15 protein-coding genes are annotated in these 20,860 nt (G+C 71.3%); 9 read left to right on the top strand and 6 right to left on the bottom strand.

Features of this window, described 5'->3' with window-relative positions:
- Positions 1–49: 49 nt before the first annotated feature.
- The 4 genes from AB4078_RS09245 to AB4078_RS09230 all read right to left on the bottom strand — a co-directional run bounded on the left by AB4078_RS09245 (position 50) and on the right by AB4078_RS09230 (position 4,985).
- Positions 50–1,726, bottom strand: coding sequence for a molybdopterin-dependent oxidoreductase (locus AB4078_RS09245; protein ID WP_441976867.1), 1,677 nt, complete (start codon positions 1,724–1,726; stop codon positions 50–52).
- Between the two features lie 177 nt (positions 1,727–1,903).
- Positions 1,904–3,148: a multidrug effflux MFS transporter gene (locus AB4078_RS09240; RefSeq protein ID WP_441976866.1), complete on the bottom strand. Its 1,245-nt coding sequence runs from the start codon at positions 3,146–3,148 to the stop codon at positions 1,904–1,906.
- Positions 3,145–4,533: an MFS transporter gene (locus AB4078_RS09235; protein WP_441976943.1), complete on the bottom strand. Its 1,389-nt coding sequence runs from the start codon at positions 4,531–4,533 to the stop codon at positions 3,145–3,147. The genes AB4078_RS09240 and AB4078_RS09235 overlap by 4 nt, the downstream gene beginning before the upstream one ends.
- A gap of 5 nt (positions 4,534–4,538) precedes the next feature.
- The gene (locus AB4078_RS09230) at positions 4,539–4,985 is read right to left on the bottom strand and encodes a MarR family winged helix-turn-helix transcriptional regulator (protein WP_440734199.1); all 447 of its coding nucleotides are present in this window, start codon (positions 4,983–4,985) and stop codon (positions 4,539–4,541) included.
- A 116-nt stretch (positions 4,986–5,101) separates the two neighbouring features.
- On the opposite strand from AB4078_RS09230, the gene AB4078_RS09225 reads away from it, so the two are divergent.
- From AB4078_RS09225 to AB4078_RS09190, 8 genes are all read left to right on the top strand, one after another.
- A complete protein-coding gene (locus AB4078_RS09225; protein ID WP_441976865.1) occupies positions 5,102–5,845 on the top strand; it encodes a copper homeostasis protein CutC in 744 nt (247 codons plus the stop codon).
- A gap of 117 nt (positions 5,846–5,962) precedes the next feature.
- The gene (locus AB4078_RS09220; RefSeq protein WP_441976864.1) at positions 5,963–6,829 is read left to right on the top strand and encodes an alpha/beta fold hydrolase; all 867 of its coding nucleotides are present in this window, start codon (positions 5,963–5,965) and stop codon (positions 6,827–6,829) included.
- A 253-nt stretch (positions 6,830–7,082) separates the two neighbouring features.
- Positions 7,083–8,132 carry a lipoate--protein ligase family protein gene (locus AB4078_RS09215; protein WP_441976863.1) on the top strand — a complete coding sequence of 350 codons (1,050 nt, stop codon included), beginning with the start codon at positions 7,083–7,085 and terminating at the stop codon, positions 8,130–8,132.
- 77 nt (positions 8,133–8,209) lie between these two features.
- Positions 8,210–9,205 carry a DNA-methyltransferase gene (locus AB4078_RS09210; RefSeq protein WP_441976942.1) on the top strand — a complete coding sequence of 332 codons (996 nt, stop codon included), beginning with the start codon at positions 8,210–8,212 and terminating at the stop codon, positions 9,203–9,205.
- A 36-nt stretch (positions 9,206–9,241) separates the two neighbouring features.
- On the top strand, positions 9,242–9,817 hold the full coding sequence (locus AB4078_RS09205) for a helix-turn-helix domain-containing protein (RefSeq protein ID WP_441976862.1): 576 nt from the start codon (positions 9,242–9,244) through the stop codon (positions 9,815–9,817).
- 195 nt (positions 9,818–10,012) lie between these two features.
- On the top strand, positions 10,013–10,984 hold the full coding sequence (gene speB, locus AB4078_RS09200; RefSeq protein ID WP_441976861.1) for an agmatinase: 972 nt from the start codon (positions 10,013–10,015) through the stop codon (positions 10,982–10,984).
- Entirely contained in the window at positions 10,981–12,648 is a 1,668-nt protein-coding gene (locus tag AB4078_RS09195) for a thiamine pyrophosphate-binding protein (RefSeq protein ID WP_441976860.1), read from the top strand. The genes speB and AB4078_RS09195 overlap by 4 nt, the downstream gene beginning before the upstream one ends.
- Positions 12,649–12,752: 104 nt before the next feature.
- Positions 12,753–14,243: a sodium:solute symporter gene (locus AB4078_RS09190; RefSeq protein WP_441976941.1), complete on the top strand. Its 1,491-nt coding sequence runs from the start codon at positions 12,753–12,755 to the stop codon at positions 14,241–14,243.
- Between the two features lie 173 nt (positions 14,244–14,416).
- Here the strand turns inward: AB4078_RS09190 and AB4078_RS09185 are convergent, their stop codons facing one another.
- Both AB4078_RS09185 and AB4078_RS09180 read right to left on the bottom strand, forming a co-directional pair.
- Positions 14,417–16,159, bottom strand: coding sequence for a PHP domain-containing protein (locus tag AB4078_RS09185; RefSeq protein WP_441976859.1), 1,743 nt, complete (start codon positions 16,157–16,159; stop codon positions 14,417–14,419).
- 102 nt (positions 16,160–16,261) lie between these two features.
- The gene (locus AB4078_RS09180; protein WP_440734191.1) at positions 16,262–17,158 is read right to left on the bottom strand and encodes a LysR family transcriptional regulator; all 897 of its coding nucleotides are present in this window, start codon (positions 17,156–17,158) and stop codon (positions 16,262–16,264) included.
- A 144-nt stretch (positions 17,159–17,302) separates the two neighbouring features.
- On the opposite strand from AB4078_RS09180, the gene AB4078_RS09175 reads away from it, so the two are divergent.
- A complete protein-coding gene (locus AB4078_RS09175) occupies positions 17,303–20,779 on the top strand; it encodes a bifunctional proline dehydrogenase/L-glutamate gamma-semialdehyde dehydrogenase (protein ID WP_441976858.1) in 3,477 nt (1,158 codons plus the stop codon).
- Positions 20,780–20,860 lie beyond the last annotated feature (81 nt).

Here is a 20,860-nt window from a genome sequence, read left to right as displayed (position 1 = left end):
CGACCAGCGACTGTGGGGAAGGTGTGCTTGTCGACGCGATTTCCGCGGCTCAGGCGTTCACCGTGACGCCGATCGTGTGCCAGCCGGTCGCGCCGTCCGGCGCCGGGGGAGCGGTCTGCGCGGTCTGCACGGTGCCGTCGGCGCCGATCGCCCGGCAGCGGAGAGTGCGCTGTCCGGCCGTCGCCGTCCACGGCAGCCGCCACTGCACCCAGGTGTCGGCGGAGATCGCCGGGGCGAGTTCGGCGCGCTGCCACGGGCCGTCGTCGACCTGCACCTCGACCGCGGAGACGCCGGCGTGCGGCTGCCACGCCACCCCCGCGATCACCGTGTCGCCGGCCGAGACAGGGCCGCGGGGCACGTCGATGCGCGATTCGAGCTTGATCGGGCCGCGCTCCGACCAGCCGCGCGCCGTCCAGTACGCGGTGGCACGGTCGAAGCGGGTGACCTCCAGATCCGTGACCCACTTCGTCGCCGAGACGTATCCGTACAGACCCGGCACCACCATGCGCACCGGGAAGCCGTGCTCGAACGGCAGCGGCTCGCCGTTCATGCCGATCGCGAGCAGCGCGTCGCGGTCGTCGGTGAGCGCCTCCAGCGGCGTACCCGCGGTGAAACCGTCTGCGGAGGTGGACAGCACCATGTCGGCGTCGGCGGACGGCTGCGCCTTCGCCAGCAGCTCGCGGATCGGGTAGCCGAGCCAGACGGCGTTGCCGATGAGGTCGCCGCCGACCTCGTTCGACACGCAGGACAGCGTTGCGGCGTTCTCCATGAGCGGGAGCGCCAGCAGTTCATCCCAGGTCAGCTCGACCTCGTGCGCGACCATGCCGTGGATGCGCAGCCGCCATTTCGCGGGATCCACTTGCGGCACGACGAGCGCGGTATCGATGCGGTAGAAGTCGGCGTTCGGGGTGATCAACGGGCTCAGGCCGTCGACCTTCAGCGCGGCGCCGGCCGGGATCGGAGCGGCGGGAGTGGTCGGCTTCGGCAGGTGCAGTGCGGCGCGCACGGTGCCGACGGCGACGGATCCGGCCCGGCCGGCGGTGGCGGCGACGGCCGCGAGGATCCCGACCGCGGCGGTGCCGACGGTCCACGCCAGAAAGCGGCGGCGCGAGGCACCGGTGGCGGATGCGGGGGCAGCGGCTGCGGCTGCGGCTGGGGCCGCGATCACGGCGGGCAGCCCGTCGGGCTTGGTCGGTTCTGCCTCGCCCCGGAGCAGCGAGACTGCTTCTGCGCTCCGAGACTGCGGTTCTCGTCTGCTGTCTCGCGACGCAGATGCAGTCTCGCGGTCGGGTAGACGCTTCACGAGCATGCGCAGCACGAGGGCGGCGGCGATCCCGGACAGCAGCGCCGGCAGCCATGACAGGGTGGCGGCGTCGGCACGCAGCGGGGCGAGCAGCGAGACTGCGGCCCCGAGAACCACGAATCCGGCGACGCCGATGCCGCGCCAGCGTCGCTCGCAGAGTCCGAGCGCGGCCGCCACGGCGAGCAGCACGATCGCGATCCCGGTGAGCAGCGCCGCCTTGTCGCCGGTGCCGAACAACGCGATCGCCGTGTCCTTCGCCCAGGCCGGGGCGGCGTCGATCAGGGTGCCGCCGACCACGGCGAACGGGCTGGACGAGGGCGCCAGCAGCGTCGCGATGAGCTCGCCGGCGCCGATCCCGAGCAGGGCCGCGGCGGTGCCGGCGGCTGCGGCCCCTGCCCTGTCGCGCGAAGCGGATCCGGTCATGCACTCAGCGTACGAATCCCCGGGATTCGAGGGGCGCCGAGATCACGGATCCGTAAGAACTTCGCAGTTCCACCCTGCTCACTGGACGCGAATTGCGTCTTTGCCGCGGGCGAGGCCGCACTTTGCGACCAGTGAGCGGAGGTGGGCCGGTCGCGATCGGGCGCGGGGCGGATCCGGTCAGCCTCGTGCGCGTGTGATGCGCCCGGTCGCGGCGAGCAGGGCCAGCGCGGCGGCGAACGCGACCAGCATGGTGGCGCCCATCAGAGTCGCGGACACCCCCGCCCGCGACAGCAGTGGCGGCACCAGCGCGCCCAGCAACGCGGCGAGTGTTCCGAGCACGGCGGAGGCGGATCCGGCCCCGCGGGTGATGCGGCCCAGCGCCAGGGCGGTCAGTGTCGGGTTGTTCACGCCGTGCAGGCCGACGAGCAGGAACAGCGGCGCGAGCAGCCACGGCAGCGGGCTGTGCAGCAGCCCGCTCAGCAGCACGGCCGCGGCTGCTGCGGTGCCGAGGGTGAGCGAGATCAGCACGACGCGGCGAGCGTCGAGGCGGCCGCGGCCCTCGGTCCCTGAGGTCCTCGAAGGGCGGCGCGCGAGGCGCCGGCTGATCCAGGCGCCCAGCATGATGCCTCCGGCATTCACGGCGAAGATCAGCGCGAAGCCCTGCGCATCGACGCCGAACTGGTTCTGCATCACGAACGATGACATCTGCAGATAGGTGAAGAACCCGGCAGAGGCCAGGCCCAGGGTGAGCGCGAACACCATGAACGGCCCGTTGCCGAGAGCCGCCCCGATGCCGCGCAGGTCGTTGCCGAGCCCGCCGGTGGTGCGTTCGGCGCGGGGGTGCGTCTCCGGCACGAACAGTGCCGCCGTCAGCAGCAGCAATGCGCCGATCGCGCCCAGCGCGACGAACAGGCCGCGCCAGTCGGTGAAGGTCAGCAGTGCGCCGCCCAGCAGAGGCGCGAGCACCGGGGCCGCGCCCGCGATCGCCGTGAGCGCGGCGAACGCCGCTGTCGCCTCCGCCCCCGCGTACACGTCGTGCACGACGGCACGGGCGATCGCCATCCCCGCTGCGCCGCACAGCCCCTGCAGCAGTCGCACCAGGATCAGCAGCTCGATCGACGGCGAGACCGCGCACACGAGCGAGGCGACCGCGAAGCCCGCCACGGCCCACAGCAGTGGACGGCGGCGCCCGTAGCGGTCGCTGATCGGACCCCACAGCAGCTGGCCCAGGGCGAGCCCGATGAGGCACGCGCTCATGGTCACCTGGGCGAGCGCCTCCGTCGTGTGCAGCTCGTGGCCGAGCGCGGGCAGCGCCGGAATGTACAGATCCATCGAGAGCGGCCCGAACGCCGAGAGCGCGCCGAGCGCGGGCAGCAGCGAACGACGGGCACGTGCGTTCTCGGCCGAGGATGCGTCGCTCACTCGTCGTCGCCCGAGCCGTGGCGGCCGACTCCGTCGGGGCGTTCCCCGGCGTTCGAGCCCGCCGCGCGCGGCTCGACCCGGATCGGCGTGGTCGCGCTCGTGATCGGCGGGGTCACGGCGCGCCGCATCGCCTCGACCACCCGCACCGGACGCGTCTCATCGAGGGTGAGCAGGAAGCGGGACTCCTCCCGGCGATGCAGCCGCCCGGAGTAGAGCATCCAGCCGGCGCCGATCGCGAACGACAGCAGTCCCGCGGCGCCGCCGACCATGATCGCCGCGCGCGGCCCGAACGCGTCGGCCACCCAGCCCGCGATCGGGGCGCCGATCGGGGTCGCGCCCATCACGACGGCCATGTACAGCGCGAGCACGCGGCCGCGCAGAGCCGGATCCGTAGTCGTCTGCACGTATCCGTTCGCCGTCGTGAGCATGGTCACCGTGGAGAATCCGACGAACACGAGCGTGACGGCGTAGGAGACGTAGTTCGGCATCTGCGCCGAGACGATCGATGCGACGCCGAACCCGCCGGCGGCGATCATGAGCACCCGCACCCTGGCACGATCGCGGCGTGCGGCCAGCAGGGCCCCGGTGAGGGATCCGATCGCGAGCACCGAGCTGAGCACGCCGTATCCGTCTGCCTGCTTGTGGAATTCCAGCGCCATGGTCGACGCGAAGATCGGGAAGTTCATGCCGAACGCGCCGATGAGGAAGACCATCGCGAAGACGACCAGGAGATCCGGCCGGCTGCCCACGTACCGCATGCCCACGATGAGCCCGCCGGCGCGGCGGTTCTTCGGGCGGGGCATGAGCTCGCGGGTGCGGATCAGGAGCAGCGCCACGATCATCGCGAGGAACGTGGCCGCGTTCGCGACGAACACCCAGCCGGATCCGAGGGCGACGATCGCGAGGCCGCCGACGGCAGGGCCGATCAGGCGCGCCATGTTGAAGGACGCGGAGTTCAGCGCGACGGCGTTCGAGGCGTTCTCCATCGAGACCATGTCGGACACGAACGCCTGCCTCGCGGGCGCGTCGAATGCGTTCGCGACGCCGAAGCACGCCGCGAACACGAGCATGAGCGGCAGGGTCATCACGTGCGTGAGCAGGAGCACGGCGACCGCGATGGCGAGCGCCATCAGGGTGCTCTGCGTGACGAGCAGGATCCGGCGCCGGTCGAAGCGGTCGGCGACCCGTCCGGTGAGCCCGACCAGCACGAGGGGCGGCCCGAACTGCAGCGCCATGGTCGCGCCCATCGCCGTGGCGTCGTTGTGCGTGAGCTCGGTCAGCACGACCCAGTCCTGCGCGGTCGACTGCATCCAGCCGCCGATGTTCGAGACGATCGCGCCGAAGAACCAAATCCGGTAGTTGAAGACCCCGAAGGAGCGGAACATCTGGCTCACAGCTCGGCCAGCTTCCGCATCAGGATGCTGGCCTCGTGGAGCACGGTGAGCTCGCGGCTCGTCAGGCCGAGTTCGGTGATCTCGGCGACCAGGAGCTCCGTGCGCCGCTCCAGCGTCTCGACCACGACCTTCTCACCGGCGGCGGTGATCTCCACGTGCACACGGCGCCGGTCCTGGTCATCGGGGATCCGGGTGACGTAGCCCTGCTCCTCGAGCCCGGTCACGACCGCGCTCATCGTGGGGGCGGTGACGCGCTCGCGATCGGCGAGCGCGGTGAGGGAGTGGCGGCCGTGCGCGCGGAGCGCGGCGAGCACGCCGAGCTGGGCGTCGCTCATCGCCGTGTTGCGGCTGTCCACGGCGCGCACGGAGCGCAGGCGGCGGGCGAGTCGGAACGTGGCGAGGCGCAGTTCGGTGGCGGTCTCGTGCAGGTTCTCGGTAGTCATTGCTTAGATAGCCTAACTAAGTATTCGGGGAGCGTGGCGATCGTGGTCAGGCAAGCGGCTGAACAAATGCCTGCGCGCCCGTTCCGCTCGCATCGGCGACCGGTGAGAATGGACGAATGCCCCTCGCGCTCGAAGTCGCCGTTCAGGACGCTGCCGGAGTACGCGTCGCCCGCGAGATCGGCGCCCGCCGCGTGGAGCTGACCCAGGCCCTGGCCCTCGGCGGGCTCACGCCGTCGCCGGCGACGCTCGAGCTCGCGGTGGAGGCGGCATCGCATGGCGGTCCCGAGGTGCACGTGCTGGTCCGCCCGCGCGCGGGCGGATTCCACTACGACGCGGAGGAGATCGCGACCGCGGAACGCGACGTGCGCTGGATGCTCGCCCATGGCGCGGCCGGTGTCGTGATCGGTGCGCAGACGGCCGCCGGCGAGCTCGACGCCGACGTCCTGACGCGGCTGCGCGACGCGGCCCGCGAGGCGCGCGCCGATGCCGCCGTCACCCTGCATCGGGCGATCGATGTCACCCCCGATCCGCGGGCCGGGCTCGATGTGGCGCTCGCCCTGGGCCTCACGCGCGTTCTGACCTCGGGTGGAGCGTCGGCCGCGTGCGACGGTGTGGACGTGCTGCGCGCCCTGGTCGCGGCAGCCGCGGGGCGGATCGAGGTGATGGCCGGCAGCGGCGTCACCGCGGCGAACGCGGCCGAGATCGCCGCGACCGGTGTCGACGCCCTGCACTTCTCCGCCAAGCGCGCGGTCGCCGCATCCGGATCCGTGCGGATGGGATCCGCGGCCGACGACGGCGGCGGCCATGAGGTCACGGACTTGGAGGAGGCCCGCGCGGTCTGCGCCGCGCTCGGGCTCTGACACGAGCCGGCGCGTCGACGCGGGTCGGCCCCGCGACGCGGCCTCCGCGGGCGGCGCCGACCGCGTCATCTGTCGACTCGATGCGGTGTACGGGCGTCGGATCCGTAGACTCGGGGCATGGCTGAGCCCCGCACCGCCGAGTTCACCGACGCACACGGCATCGCGATCGTCTACGACGTCCATCCCGCCCCCGGCGTCACCCCGCGTGGAGCGGTGCAGTTGCTGCACGGCGTGGGCGAGCATGCGGGTCGCTACGGCGCGCTGATCGCCGCGCTCACTGCTGCCGGCTTCACGGTCTACGCCGACGACCACCGCGGGCACGGGCGCACGGGCATGAAGCAGCACGGCGATGCGGCGAAGTTGGGTCGGCTCGGCCCTGGCGGCATCCGCGCGGTCGTCGCCGACGAATGGCAGCTGACCGAGCTCATCCGCGACGAGAACCGGGGGCTCCCGCTCGTGCTGCTGGGGCACTCCTGGGGGTCGTTCCTCGCGCAGATGGTGCTCAACGCACATCCCGACGCATACGACGCCGTGATCCTCACCGGATCCGCCCACCGCACCCCGACCGACCTCAACTCGCTGCCGCTGAACGCGCGATGGAAGGGGCCGGACGCGCACGGGCTGGAGTGGCTCACGCGTGACCCTGCGGTGTGGGAGGCGTTCCGCGCCGACCCGCTGACGACCGAGGTGCCGCTGCTGAAGCTGTTCGGGCCGATCGAGGCCGCCCGGCTCTACGGCCGCCCGGGCAAGCACTTCCCCCACGACGTGCCCGTGCTGCTCATGGTCGGCCGCGACGACCCGGTGGGCGGACCGCGCAGCGTGCACCGCCTCGCCGACGACTACCGCAACCGCTCGGGCCTCAGCGACGTGACCACGCTCGTGTACCCCGACGCACGCCACGAGATCTTCAACGAGCTGCAGCAGGCCGAGGTGCGCGCCGACCTGCTCGCCTGGCTCGACAAGCACGTCCCCTCCCGCGACTGAGCCGCGGTTCGCTTCGACCGGATTCGCCCGCGAAATGCAGGACGTCCCTCGCGATCTGCAGGACCGAGACGCGAGAATGCCCATCTCGCCTCTGATTTGGAGGCGGTTCGGCATTTTGGTCCTGCATTTGGTCGGGCGACTCCTGCATTTGGTCGGGCCGTCCCCCTCGGCCTCGCACGGCTCGCCAGAGGCGCTGGTCCTCTTCCGCCTATCGCGACGCTGTGCGATCACCCGCGCCGCGTAGGCTGGACCGGTGCACGGTGAGTACAAGGTTCCTGGCGGCAAGCTGGTCGTCGTCGACTTCGAGGTGACGGACGGCGCGATCGCCGACTTCCGGCTGGCGGGGGACTTCTTCCTCGAGCCGGACGACGCCCTCGACGACATCAACGCCGCGGTCACGGGGCTGCCCGTCGAGACCGACGCATCGGCCATCGCCGCCGCCGTGCGCGCCGCGCTGCCCGCGGGCGCGCAGCTGCTCGGACTCACACCGGAGGCCGTCGGAACCGCGGTGCGCCGCGCCCTCGTCACGGCGCCGGGCTGGCGCGATTTCGACTGGGAGATCCTGCACGACAAGGCCGTCTCGCCGCGGATGAACCTCGCCCTCGACGAGGTGCTCACCACGCGCGTCGGCGAGGGTCGGCGCCGCCCGACGCTGCGGATCTGGGAGTGGGACGAATCCGCGGTCGTGATCGGATCCTTCCAGTCCTATCGCAACGAGGTGGATCCGGCGGGTGCAGCGAAGCACGGCTTCGACGTCGTGCGCCGGATCTCCGGCGGCGGCGCCATGATGATGGCCGCCGGGCAGATCATCACGTACTCGCTGTACGTGCCGGCGACGCTCGTGCAGGGCATGACGTTCGCCGACTCCTATGCGTTCCTCGACGACTGGGTGCTGCAGGCGCTGCGCTCGCTCGGCATCGACGCCGTCTATCAGCCGCTCAACGACATCGCCGGCCCCAGTGGCAAGATCGGCGGGGCCGCACAGAAGCGCCTCGCGAACGGCGGAGTGCTGCACCACGCCACGCTCTCCTACGACATCGACGGTCAGATGATGACCGAGGTGCTGCGGATCGGGCGCGAGAAGCTCAGCGACAAGGGCACCGCCTCGGCCGCCAAGCGGGTGGATCCGCTGCGCAGCCAGACCGGCCTCAGCCGCGCCGAGATCATCGAGCGATTCAAGGACACGTTCCGCGCCGTCACCGGCGCCGAGGACGGCACGATCGCCGCCGACGAATACGAGGCGGCGGAGGACCTGGTGCGCACGAAGTTCGCCACCGAGGCGTGGCTGCATCGGGTTCCGTGAGCGGCGCTCCAGAGCCGGTCGCCGAGGTCGCCGAGGCAGCTCCGGTCGCTGAGCCTGTCGAAGCGTCCGGCCACGGCGTGGTCCCTTCGACAAGCTCAGGGACCGGATCGAACTCGGGCGCGCGAACCGGCGTCGTCGAGATCGTGCACGGGGAGGCGCTCGACGTCGCCCGCGCCCTGCCGGACGGATCCTTCACGCTCGTCTACCTGGATCCGCCGTTCAACACCGGCCGCACGCAGGAGCGGCATGCCGTCTCGAGTCGCCGTGCCGACCGACCGGCGGACGCAACTCAGGATGGATCCGGGGAATCGACCGATTCCGCGCCCGAAATCCGCGGATCCGCGAAATCCATCCTGAGAACGGGACAGCGCACCCCCGAGGAGCGCCCCCGCGAGGTCAACCACGGCTTCCACGGGCACCGCTACGAACGGGTGCGCGAGCTGCTGCATGCCTACGACGACCGCTTCGACGACTACGGCGACTTCCTCATGCCACGGCTCGAGGAGGCCTGGCGGCTGCTCGCCGACGACGGCACGCTCTACCTGCACCTCGATTACCGCGAGGCGCACTACGCGAAGGTCATGCTCGACGCCGTGTTCGGGCGGGACTGCTTCCTGAACGAGATCATCTGGGCCTACGACTACGGGGCCAAGCCGCGTACCCGCTGGCCCACGAAGCACGACACGATCCTCGTCTACGTGAAGACGCCGGGCGGGCACGTGTTCAACGTCGACGACATCGAGCGCGAACCGTACATGGCGCCGAGCCTGGTGAGCGCGGCGAAGCGCGAGCGCGGCAAGCTCCCGACGGACGTGTGGTGGCACACGATCGTGCCGACGTCGGGGCGGGAGAAGACCGGGTATCCGACCCAGAAGCCGGAAGGGATCCTGCGCCGCATGATCCAGGCGTCGAGTCGCCCGGGAGATCGGATCCTGGACCTGTTCGCCGGATCCGGCACCGCGGGCGCCGTCGCGTCCGCGCTCGGCCGCGACGCCCTGCTCGTGGACGTCAGCCCGGAGGCGGTGCGGGTGATGCGGCAGCGGATCCCGCATGCGACGCTTCGCGAGGGCTGACCGGGGCGCCCGGGAACTCGGGTAGCGTGTGGATCCATGCGCTCCCTGCCCGTGGATCCGAACAGCCGACCGGTCGCGATCGGTTCGCGGTTGCGTGCGGCGCGCAAAGCGCAGTACCTCACGATCGACGAAGTCGCTGAGGTCACCGGCCTGACCAAGGGCTTCCTCTCGCGCGTCGAGCGCGATCTGACCTCGCCGAGCGTGGCGTCGCTCATCACGCTGTGCGACGTGCTCTCGATCTCGGTCGGCTCGCTGTTCGAGGCCTCCGAGGTGCGGGTGGTCCCGGCCGGCACCGGCCCGCAGATCAACTTCGGCGGCACGGGGGTCGAGGAGCGGCTGCTCTCGCCCCGTGGGGAGTCGCGCGTGCAGGTCATGCGCTCGACGGTCTCCGCCGGCGGACACGGTGGCGGGCAGCTGTACACGATCGCTGCCGAGGTCGAGGTGCTGCACGTGCTGAGCGGGCGGGTCTCGGTGCGCTTCTCGGATCGGGACTGGCAACTCGGTCCCGGCGACACGGTCACCTTCCGCGGCAGCGAGCCGCACAGCTGGCGCACCGAGGGCGACGAGGGCGCGGAGCTGATCTGGGTCTTCGCGCCCGCGGCCTGGGCCTGACGGCGAGACCCCGCGGGAGCCGTCGGAGGCCGATCGCCGGCCCTGCGCCGGTGCTGAGGACGAGATCCGGTTCGAGGCCTTGACGTGCGTCCTGCGCGGCTGCTAGATTCGCGCACATCGAAAGTTGTCAAATAGGCAACTAAGGATTCATCCAGAACAACTCTTGGATGAGTATGGTGCGTCGAGGAGGTCGCCGTGGTGGTTCCGATTGGTCCTGTCGACAGTTCGCTGATCCCGAGGTACGCCGGGCGCGACGGGTTCGCCAGGCTCCCGCGTCTGGACCAGGTCGGACGCGCCGACATCGTGGTCGCCGGGGTTCCGTTCGACAGCGGGGTCTCCTACCGCTCCGGAGCACGGTTCGGGCCGAATCACATCCGTGAGGCCTCGCGGCTGCTGCGCCCGTACAACCCTGCGCTCGACGTCTCGCCGTTCGAGCTCGCCCAGGTCGCCGACGCCGGCGACATCGCGGCGAACCCGTTCAACATCGGCGAGGCGATCGAGACGATCGAGCAGGCCGCGCTCGACCTCACCGCCGACGACACCCGGCTGGTGATGTTCGGCGGCGATCACACGATCGCGCTGCCGCTGCTGCGCGCCGCCGCCAAACGGCACGGGCCGGTCGCGCTGCTGCACTTCGACGCGCACCTGGACACCTGGGACACCTACTTCGGCGCGGAGTACACGCACGGCACGCCGTTCCGCCGGGCGTTCGAAGAGGGCATCATCGACACCGAGGCGCTCAGCCACGTCGGCACGCGCGGACCGCTCTACGGCAAGAAGGACCTCGAGGACGACCGTCGCTTCGGGTTCGGCATCGTCACGAGCGCCGACGTCTACTACCAGGGCGTCGTCGAGACCGTCGCGAAGCTGCGGGACCGCATCGGCGACCGCCCGCTGTACATCTCGATCGACATCGACGTGCTGGACCCCGCGCACGCCCCCGGCACCGGCACCCCCGAGGCCGGCGGCATCACGAGCCGGGAGATCCTCGAGATCCTGCGCGGCTTCCGCGGGCTGAACATCATCGGCGCCGACGTCGTCGAGGTCGCGCCGGCCTATGACCACGCCGAGCTCACCGGCGTCGCGGCCTCGCACATCGCGTACGACCTGGTGTCGCTGCTCGCGGACAAGCACGCGGCCGATGCCGCGGAAAGGGCCTCCGCATGACGGAGCACATCCGCAACGGCGGTGACGTGGTTGTCGAGACGCTGACCGCGCTCGGCGTCTCGCACATCTTCGGCATCCCGGGGCAGCACGCCCTCGGCCTGTTCGACGCGATCCGCCGCAGCGACCTCGAGTTCGTCAGCTCACGCGTCGAGAACAACTCCGCCTTCGGTGCAGACGGCTATGCCCGCGCGACCGGCGAGGTCGCGGTCATGTTCGTCTCGACCGGGCCGGGAGCCCTCACCGCCCTCGGTGCGCTGCAGGAGCCGTACGCGACCGGCGTACCGGTGCTCGTGATCAGCGCGCAGATCCCCCGCCGAGGTCTCGGCGGGCAGAAGAACGGTCTGCTGCACCAGCTCGACGATCAGCAGCGCAGCGCTCAGAACGTCACCAAGAGCACCGCGCTGGTGCGCGACTCGGCGCACATTCCGAGCGCGATCCTGGAGGCCTGGGAGCTCGCCCAGACCGTGCCGGCGGGCCCGGTCTGGGTGGAAGTGCCGCAGGACGTGCTGCTGGACCCCGCGACGATCCCCGTGGTTCGCGACCTCTCCGCCGCGGTCCCGGACCGCCCGGCCCGAGCCGAGCTCGTCGACGAGGCTGCGCGCCTGCTCGCCGGAGCCGAGCGGCCGGCGATCCTCGCCGGTGGCGGGGTGCGCAGGTCGGCGACCGGATCCGCGGAGCTGCTGCGCGTGGCCGAGGCGCTCGGCGCGCCGGTCGTCTCGACGGCGGGCGGCAAGGGTGCGATCCGCTTCGACCACCCGCTCTCCGCCGCGAGCTGGATCGAGGATCGCTGCACGACCGACCTCCTGGAGGACGCGGACGTGCTGCTGGTGATCGGCAGCACGATCGGCGAGGTCACCAGCAACTACTTCACCTTCGCCCCCCGCGGGCGGCTGATCCAGATCGACGCCGAGCCGCGCGCTCTGGGGTCGAACTATCCGGTGCTGGGAATCCACGCCGACGCCGGTCTCGCGCTCAGCGCGATCGCGGACGCGCTGGAGGGATCCGGATCCGCCGACGGATCCGCGGATCCGGAAACCGTCGAGGCCGCGCGGCAGGATGCGAACCTCCGCGGCGCCCGGATCGCGGCCGAGCTGCGCGCGAGAGTCGAGGAGCGCCTCGCAGGCCAGGACCTCGCGACCGAACGGAACCTCCTGCGCGACCTGCGCGCGGCGGTGCCATCCGACGCGCAGACCTTCTGGGACATGACGATCGCGGCCTACTGGGCGTGGTCGGCGTGGGATTCGCAGGACGGTGGGTTCCACTCCGCGCAGGGCGCGGGCGGGCTCGGGTTCGCGTTCCCCGCGGCCATCGCCGCCGCGATCGGCACCGGCCGGCGCACGCTCGCCGTCTCGGGCGATGGCGGCGGGATGTACTCGATCGCCGAGCTCGCCACTGCCCGACAGCACGACGCCGACGTGACCTGGCTGATCGTCGACGACGGCGGCTACGGGATCCTCCGCGAGTACATGGAGGGCGCCTTCGGGCAGGCCACGGCGACCGAGCTGGCACGGCCCGATTTCGTCGCGCTGTCCGCCGCGTTCGGCGTTCCCGCCTACGAAGCCACCCTCGACACCCTCGGCGAGACCGTCGCCGCCACGTTCCGTCATTCCGGACCCGCTGTGGTCGTGCTGCCTGCGCTGCTGCGCATGTTCGAGCTCACCTGACGCACGCCGGTCCTCGCCCGAGACGCCGGATCATCATTCGTCCCTCCACGCACGACAAAGGAGCCCTCGTGGATATCGCCATCATCATCATCTACCTCGTCGCCATGCTGGCGTTCGGGTTCTGGGGCAAGACCAGGACCAAGAACTCCAAGGACTTCCTCGTCGCCGGGCGCCGCCTGGGCCCGGGGTTCTACACCGGGACCATGGCCGCGGTCGTGCTCGGCGGCGCGTCCACCGTCGGCGGCGTCGGCCTCGGCTACAAGTTCGGCATCTCCGGCATGTGGCTCGTCGTCGCCATCGCCGTCGGCCTGCTGCTGCTGAGCCTGCTGTTCGCCCCGGCCATCCAGCGGCTGAAGGTGTACACGGTCGCTCAGATGCTGCAGCTGCGGTACGGCATCAACGGCACCCAGGCGTCCGGCATCGTGATGGCGCTCTACACGCTGATGCTCGTGGTGACCTCGACCATCGCGTACTCGACGATCTTCCACGTGCTGTTCGGCACGGAGCGCTGGGCGTCGATCACGATCGGCGCGGCCATCGTGATCATCTACTCGTCGATCGGCGGGATGTGGTCGATCACGCTGACCGACATGGTGCAGTTCATCATCAAGACCGTCGGCGTGTTCTTCCTGCTGCTGCCGTTCTCCTGGGCGCAGGCCGGCGGCTACGACGGCATCGTGAAGCGCCTCGGCGAGACGGTCGGCGCCTCGCACTTCGACCTGTTCGCCATCGGCGGCGACACCATCATCACGTACTTCGTGATCTACACCTTCGGCATGCTGATCGGCCAGGACATCTGGCAGCGCGTCTTCACGGCCCGCTCTCCGCAGGTCGCCCGCTGGGGCGGCACAGCGGCCGGCATCTACTGCGTGCTGTACGGCATCGCCGGCGCGCTCATCGGCACCGCGGCCGCGGCGGTGCTGCCGAAGGACGCCGTGAAGGACGACGTCTACGCCGCCATGGCCGAGCACGCCCTGCCGGTCGGCCTGTCCGGCATCGTGCTCGCCGCGGCCGTGGCCGCGATGATGTCGACGGCCTCGGGTGCGCTCATCGCCTCGGCGACCGTGGCCCGCGCCGACGTGATGCCGCTGCTGCGGCGTCTGGTGGGCCGGGGAACCGATCACAGCCACGACATCGGTCAGCGCAATCCCGAGCACGACATCCGCTCGAACCAGATCTACATCGTCGTCCTCGGCGTGGTCGCTACCCTCATCGCGCTCGTCCTCAATGATGTGGTCGCCGCACTCACCGTGGCCTATGACGTGCTGGTGGGCGGCCTGCTGGTCTCCATCCTCGGCGGCCTGATCTGGAAGCGCGCGAACGGCGCCGGCGCGATCGCGTCGATGATCGTCGGCACCGCCGTGACCCTCGGCAGCATGGTGGTCTACGGCATCATCGCCGGTGATGCGCTCTCGGGTGTGCTCGCGAACGAACCCATCTACTGGGGCCTGCTGTCCAGCGTCGTCGTGTACGTCGTGGTGAGCCTTGCGACCAAGCCCACGCCCGCGGATGTGCTGCAGCGCTGGGAGGACCGCAAGGCGGGCAACTTCGACGAGGAGACCGGCGTCGTCGTGGTCGAGCCGCAGCACCACTGAGCCCGACCGCACCCGGCGCGATCGCGGTCCGCGCGTCTGCGCCGGGTGCGACGATCAGCACAGGATGCGACGATCAGCACGCGGATCCGGCGGAAACGCGTGCTGATCGTCGCACTGTGTGCAGATCGTCACCGGTGCGGGGCCCCGCGCGACGCTGCGGGAGACCACAGGCCTCAGTGCACGTCGATGAACACCGGGTTCGCGTAGAACCACGTGTCCGACCACGGGTCGCCCTCGCCGTCGCCGTGCCGCTGCGGGCCCGCGGGATCGACGGCGGCACCGTGGTATCCGGCGCCGGTCCGGTTGCCGTCGCTGCCGCGGAACCGCACGTAGAACGGCCGGTCGACCCGTTCGAACACGTGCGTCAGGGTGAAGGTGCCGCGACTGCCCGTGGTGTCGAACTGGCGCACCACGCGCGTCTCGGGCGCACGCATGGCGTCGGCGTCCGCCGCGGTGCCCGTGACCGGCCCGGCGATCACGTCGACGTGCGCGAGCTGCGGCAGGATGCCGGCCGCGTTCGTGTAGTCCGTGGTGGTCACGGTGATGGTGACGACGACATCCTGTCCGCGCTTCGCGGTCAGCCGGCCGCCCAGCGTGACCGTCGTCCCGGACGCATTGCCCCAGCCGCCGCCGTTGCCGTTGCCGCGACCGTTGCCCTTGCCGGGCATGGTGGCGCCGACCTGGACGTCGAGCCCCGCGATCAGGTGGCCGTGATCGACCCACATCCGGCCTCGGCGCATCGCCTCGAGCACGCCGGCGTAGGAGCGCGTCGTGACGCCCGTGTGCAGGCGCGAGAACTGTCCGGGCCAGAAGTCGCTGCCGCCCTGGGGCATCCCGGTGTCGACCGGATCGGGCCGCATCCCGCGTACGGCCCAGCGGTCGAACTCGCTCGGCAGGCTCGCATACGGTTCACCGGCCGGGTAGTCCCCGATGCGCCAGGTGTCTTTCACGGTGAGGTGGTTGTCGGAGTTCGACGTGATCCAGAAGGGCTTGCCCTCGGCGAGCATCGCGTCCCAGAGTCCGCCGACGGTGGCGGTGGCCCAGTCGAACCCGCCGTACGGACGGTAGGCGTCCGCGGGGTAGGCCGCCCAGCTGTCCGGCCGCGGCGCGTTCACGTACTCGCCGCGCTGATCACCGGGTCCGGCATTCTGGCTGATCGCCGATCCCTGCGCACCGGGCGCGCCCTCCATGCCGATGAAGATGTCCGGATCCGCGTCGCGCCATCCGCGGAGCTCGTGGGGGGAGTCGATGCCGAGGCGCATCGGATGGTTCGCGAGCACGACGGCGTCGCCGAGGGCGCCGGCGGACTTCTGCGCGCCGAGCCAGGCGACCGCTTCGGCCGCACGGCGCTCGAAGTCCGCCATCTGGGCGGCGTCCGCCGGCTTGTCCCAGTGATTGAGCTTGCCGTCCCAGGCCAGCTCGAAGGCGCGCAGCAGGCGGATGTCGTCGGTGCCGGGGGTGATCAGCACGGTGGCGTGCTCGGCGGCCGGGATGTACCACTCCAGGCCCTGGAAGATCAGCATGCCGCGGGCATCCCGCTCCTGCTGGATGAGGTCGCGCGCGGTGGGCAGTCCGCGGTCGGCGTGGGCGAAGTTGCTGTGCTCCGTGAAGGCGAGCCAGTCGACGCCGTAGTGCTGTGCGGCGTCGAGCTGCTGGGCCATCCGGTACTTCGCGTCGTGGCTGAACTGCGTGTGCACGTGGTGGTCGCCCACGAGCCATGCCAGCTGCGGGTCGCCGGCGGGGCGCGTCGCGGATGTGCTCGCCATCGCTGCGCCGGCTCCGCCGAAGGCCGACAGCCCGCCGGCGGCGAGGGCGATACCGGCGGTGCGGAGGATGTCGCGGCGGGAGAAGCCCAGCGCGCGCAGTTCGGCGTCGGCGTCGAGGGCATGGGTGCGCGGGGCGTCGTGGGTGTGCATCAGGCGCTTCCTTCGGAGTCGGGGACCCTGGGACCCTAGGCACTGCGGATGGACGGCGAGGAAACATCCGATGTCCTGCGCGTGGCGAATCGCGCCGGGTGCTCAGTCCCTCAGCCGCGGGCGCCGGTGCTGCGCGAACGCCTCCGCCAACGTTCCTCGCACGGCGCCGATCGCCTCCGAGCCTCGTGCCGACTCGCGCACAGCCGTGAACACCTCGCGCACGGGGGATCCGGGCAGCTCGGCCAGCGTGACGCGCGCCGCCGTGTCGCCCCAGATCAGATCCGGCAGCATGCCGACTGCGTGGCCGGCCTCGATCAGCCGCACGTGCGCGGTCAGGTCGGCCGCCTCGAAGCGCACATCGGGCTCGAAGCCCGCGGCGCGGCACTGCTGCACCGCCCACTGGCGCGCGGCGGATCCGGTGGGCTCCATGACCCAGGCGCGATCGCGCAGCCTGTCGAGCGACGCGGCGTGCTCGCCGGGAGGCAGGACGAGGCGGATCGGATCCTCGCCGATGAGCTCGTGCACGTTGCCGGGGTGCCGCTCGCGCGTGTGGCCCGGATACTGCTCGGCGATCACGAGGTCGAATCGGCGCGCGGTGAGCTCGAACAGGCCCTCCTCGGGCGGGGCCTCGGTCATCTCGACGCGCAGGTGCGGATGCGTGAGCGCGAGCGCCGTGAGCGCGGCGGGCACGATCGTCTCGGCGGCGGTGGGCATGGCGCTGATCCGCACGGCCTCGGCCGGGGCGTGCGCGAGTGCCTGCCGGGCCTGCTCGTCGAGTTCGAGGGCGCGCGCGGCGTGCGCGGCGAGCACCCTGCCCTCCGGGGTCAACCTGATACGGCGCCCATCGGGTTCGAGCAGCGCGGCTCCGGCCTCGCGTTCGAGCAGCGCGAGCTGCTGCGACACCGTGGAAGGGCTGTACGACAGGGAGCGCGCGACCTCGGCGACCGTGCCGCGCAGGGCGAACTCGTGCAGCAGTCGCAGCCGTCGCAGCTCGAACATGGACCCTCCTCGATCATTCGATATATACGAATGATATCCGTCATGAATGATCGCTTTTCCTGCAGGGAGATCGGATCCATGCTGGGAGCGTCCCCGCGCGTGCGCGCGTGATCCCGACCCCCGGCACCGAACCCACGAGGAACCATGACCGCCACCGAAAGCCCCGTCTCCGCCGCAGCCGGCATCGACGATCTCTCCGCTCTCGCCGACGACGCCGTCGCCCTCGTCAAGAAGTGGCTCGTGGAGAGCCGCGAGGTGCCCGTCGATGCCGCCGGTCAGCGTCTCGCCGGCGTGCTGCGCGACCCCAACGGCCTCGACTTCACGGTCGGCTTCGTCGACGGCGTCGTGCGCCCGGAGGACCTCAAGGTCGCCGCGGCCAAGCTCAAGGAGCTCGTGCCGCTGACCCCCGGCTTCCTGCCCGCGCCGATGAAGGCCGCGATCGGCCTCGGCGGCGCGACCGCCGGCATGGTCCCCGGCATCGTCGTGCCCGCGGCCCGCACGGTGCTGCGCCAGATGGTGCGCCACCTCATCGTGGACGCCCGCGACGAGAAACTCGGCAAGGCCATCGCGCACATCCGCGAGACCCAGGGCGTGAAGCTCAACATCAACCTGCTCGGCGAGGCGATCCTCGGCCGCGAGGAGGCCGCGCGCCGTCTCGAGGGCACCCGTCGTCTGCTTCAGCGCGACGATGTCGACTACGTCTCGATCAAGGTCTCGTCCACCGTCGCTCCGCACAGCCCGTGGGCGTTCGACGCGGCCGTGGCCGATGCCGCCGAGGCGCTGCTGCCGCTGTACCGGATCGCTCTGAAGGGCATGCCCGACGGATCCGCCAAGTTCATCAACCTGGACATGGAGGAGTTCAAGGATCTCGACCTCACGATCGCGGTCTTCACGGACATCCTCGACCGTGCGGAGTTCAAGACCCTCGAGGCCGGCATCGTGCTGCAGGCCTACCTGCCCGATGCGCTCGGCGCCATGATCCGCCTGCAGGAGTGGGCGGCGAAGCGCGTGGCCGATGGCGGTGCTCCGATCAAGGTGCGCGTCGTCAAGGGCGCCAACCTGCCGATGGAGACCGTCGACGCCGAGTCGCACGGATGGCCGCTCGCCACCTGGTCGACCAAGCAGCAGTCCGACGCCTCGTACAAGGCCGTGCTCGAATACGCGCTGCGCCCCGAGCACGTCGGCAACCTGCGGATCGGCGTCGCCGGCCACAACCTCTTCGACATCGCCCTGGCCTGGCTGCTCGCCGAGAAGCGCGGGGTGACCGAGGGCATCGAGTTCGAGATGCTGCTCGGCATGGCCTCCGCGCAGGCGCAGGTCGTCAAGCGCACCGTCGGCTCGCTGTTGCTGTACACGCCGGTCGTGCACCCCGACGAGTTCGACGTGGCGATCGCCTACCTGATCCGCCGCCTCGAGGAGGGGGCCTCGCAGGAGAACTTCATGTCGGCCGTCTTCGACCTCGACGCGGACCCGGCGCTCTTCGAGCGCGAGAAGGAGCGCTTCCTCGCCTCCGTGCGCTCGATGCCCACCGAGGTGCCCGGCACCAACCGCGTGCAGGACCGCACCGCGCCTGCCGTGCCGGGTCTCACCGACGGCTTCCTGAACGCCCCCGACACCGACCCGTCGCTCGCGGCCAACCGCGCCTGGGGCGACGCGATCCGCGCCCGCATGAAGGGCTCGCAGCTCGGCACCGCGACGGTCGAAGCGAACACCCTGTCCACCCCGGAGCAGGTTGACACCGCGATCGCGACCGCCGTCGCCGCGGGCGAGGCCTGGCGCGCACTCGGCGCCGAGGGGCGTGCCGCGATCCTGCACAAGGCCGGCGACGTGCTCGAGGCGCGTCGCGCCGACCTGCTCGAGGTCATGGGATCCGAGGCCGGCAAGGTCATCGAGCAGGGCGACCCCGAGGTCTCCGAGGCGATCGACTTCGCGCACTACTACGCGGAGAGCGCCAAGAAGCTCGCCCACGTCGACGGCGCCGAGATGCACGCCGTGGGCTTGACCGTCGTGACCCCGCCGTGGAACTTCCCCGTCGCGATCCCGGCCGGATCCACCCTCTCGGCTCTGGCGACCGGATCCCCGGTCATCATCAAGCCCGCCCGTCAGGCCCGCCGCTCCGGCGCGGTCATGGTCGAGGCGCTGTGGGAGGCCGGCGTGCCGCGCGAGGTGCTGCAGTACGTGCAGCTCGACGGCCGCGACCTGGGCACCAAGCTCGTGAGCGACCCGGCCGTGGGGCGCGTCATCCTCACCGGTGGTTACGAGACGGCCGAGCTGTTCCGCGGCTTCCGTCAGGATCTGCCGCTGCTCGCCGAGACCAGCGGCAAGAACGCCATCATCGTCACCCCGTCGGCCGACCTGGACCTCGCGGCGAAGGATGTCGCCTACGCCGCGTTCGGCCACGCCGGTCAGAAGTGCTCGGCGGCATCGCTCGTCGTGCTCGTCGGATCCGCCGCGCGCTCCGAGCGGTTCCGCCGACAGCTCGTCGATGCCGTGCGCGCTTACGACGTCGGCACGCCCGAGGACGGCTCCAACCGCATCGGCCCGCTCATCGGCCCGGCCGAGGGCAAGCTGCTCGGCGCCCTGACCACGCTGCACGCGGGCGAGAGCTGGCTGCTGAAGCCGGAGAAGCTCGACGAGGCCGGCCAGCTGTGGCGCCCGGGCATCCGCGACGGCGTGAAGCGCGGATCCGAGTTCCACCGTGTGGAGTACTTCGGTCCGGTGCTGGGCATCATGACCGCCGGCTCGCTCGCCGAGGCGATCGACATCGTCAACGACATCGACTACGGGCTCACCTCCGGCCTGCATTCCCTCGACGAGGACGAGATCCAGCAGTGGCTCGCCTCGATCCAGGCGGGCAACGTCTACGTCAACCGCGGCACCACGGGCGCGATCGTGCAGCGCCAGCCGTTCGGCGGCTGGAAGAAGGCCGCGGTCGGCGCCGGCTCCAAGGCCGGCGGACCGAACTACCTCGTCGGTCTGTCCGAGTGGACCGACGCGCCTGTCTCGACGACGCGCGAGCTCGACGCGCTCGCGACGGGCGCCGTGGGCGCGCTCGCCGCCGCGGGCGACGCGGACGCCGACATCGCATGGCTGCGCGGCGCGCTGGCCACCGACATCGACGCCTGGGCCGACGAGTTCGGCGTGGTGCGCGACGCCACCGGCCTCACCACGGAGCAGAACGCGCTGCGCTACCAGGCCGTGCCGGTCACGGTGCGCTTCGAGGGCGACCGGGTGGCCGAGCTGGTGCGCGTGGTCGCCGCCGGACGCCGAGCCCGCGCGCGCGTCACGGTCAGCACGCTCGCTCCTCTGCCGGGAGCGGTGGCTACCTGGCTCGGCACGCAGGACGTGACCGTCGCCACCGAGGACGCCGCCGCATGGGCCGCACACGCTCAGCGCCTCGCCGCGCGCGACGGCCGGGTGCGCCTCATCGGCACCGCCGCAGCGGCAACCGCGGAGGCCGTGAACGGGTCGCCCAGCCTCGCGCTGTACGCGAACCCGGTGGTCGCCGCCGGTCGCGTCGAGATCCTGACCTTCCTGCGCGAGCAGGCGGTCTCGGTCACCGCGCACCGCTTCGGCACCCCGCACCGCTACGACATCCCGCTGCTGGATCCGATCGCCTGATCGGATCCGGATCCCGCTCGTCGTTCACGGCGTCGGGATCCGCCCCGGGGCCCCGCGCCCCGCACAGACCCGAACCCGCCG

It is taken from the genome of Microbacterium sp. 2MCAF23, from assembly GCF_052115565.1.
Lineage (GTDB): Bacteria > Actinomycetota > Actinomycetes > Actinomycetales > Microbacteriaceae > Microbacterium.
This window is presented reverse-complemented; position numbering and strand designations above follow the sequence as displayed.

Coding starts and splice junctions, on each gene's coding strand:
- AB4078_RS09245 (WP_441976867.1), bottom strand. CDS start 1,726: ATGACCGGATCCGCTTCGCGCGACAGGGCAGGGGCCGCAGCCGCCGGC.
- AB4078_RS09235 (WP_441976943.1), bottom strand. CDS start 4,533: ATGTTCCGCTCCTTCGGGGTCTTCAACTACCGGATTTGGTTCTTCGGC.
- AB4078_RS09230 (WP_440734199.1), bottom strand. CDS start 4,985: ATGACTACCGAGAACCTGCACGAGACCGCCACCGAACTGCGCCTCGCC.
- AB4078_RS09225 (WP_441976865.1), top strand. CDS start 5,102: ATGCCCCTCGCGCTCGAAGTCGCCGTTCAGGACGCTGCCGGAGTACGC.
- AB4078_RS09220 (WP_441976864.1), top strand. CDS start 5,963: ATGGCTGAGCCCCGCACCGCCGAGTTCACCGACGCACACGGCATCGCG.
- AB4078_RS09205 (WP_441976862.1), top strand. CDS start 9,242: ATGCGCTCCCTGCCCGTGGATCCGAACAGCCGACCGGTCGCGATCGGT.
- AB4078_RS09195 (WP_441976860.1), top strand. CDS start 10,981: ATGACGGAGCACATCCGCAACGGCGGTGACGTGGTTGTCGAGACGCTG.
- AB4078_RS09190 (WP_441976941.1), top strand. CDS start 12,753: ATGCTGGCGTTCGGGTTCTGGGGCAAGACCAGGACCAAGAACTCCAAG.
- AB4078_RS09185 (WP_441976859.1), bottom strand. CDS start 16,159: ATGCACACCCACGACGCCCCGCGCACCCATGCCCTCGACGCCGACGCC.
- AB4078_RS09180 (WP_440734191.1), bottom strand. CDS start 17,158: ATGTTCGAGCTGCGACGGCTGCGACTGCTGCACGAGTTCGCCCTGCGC.
- AB4078_RS09175 (WP_441976858.1), top strand. CDS start 17,303: ATGACCGCCACCGAAAGCCCCGTCTCCGCCGCAGCCGGCATCGACGAT.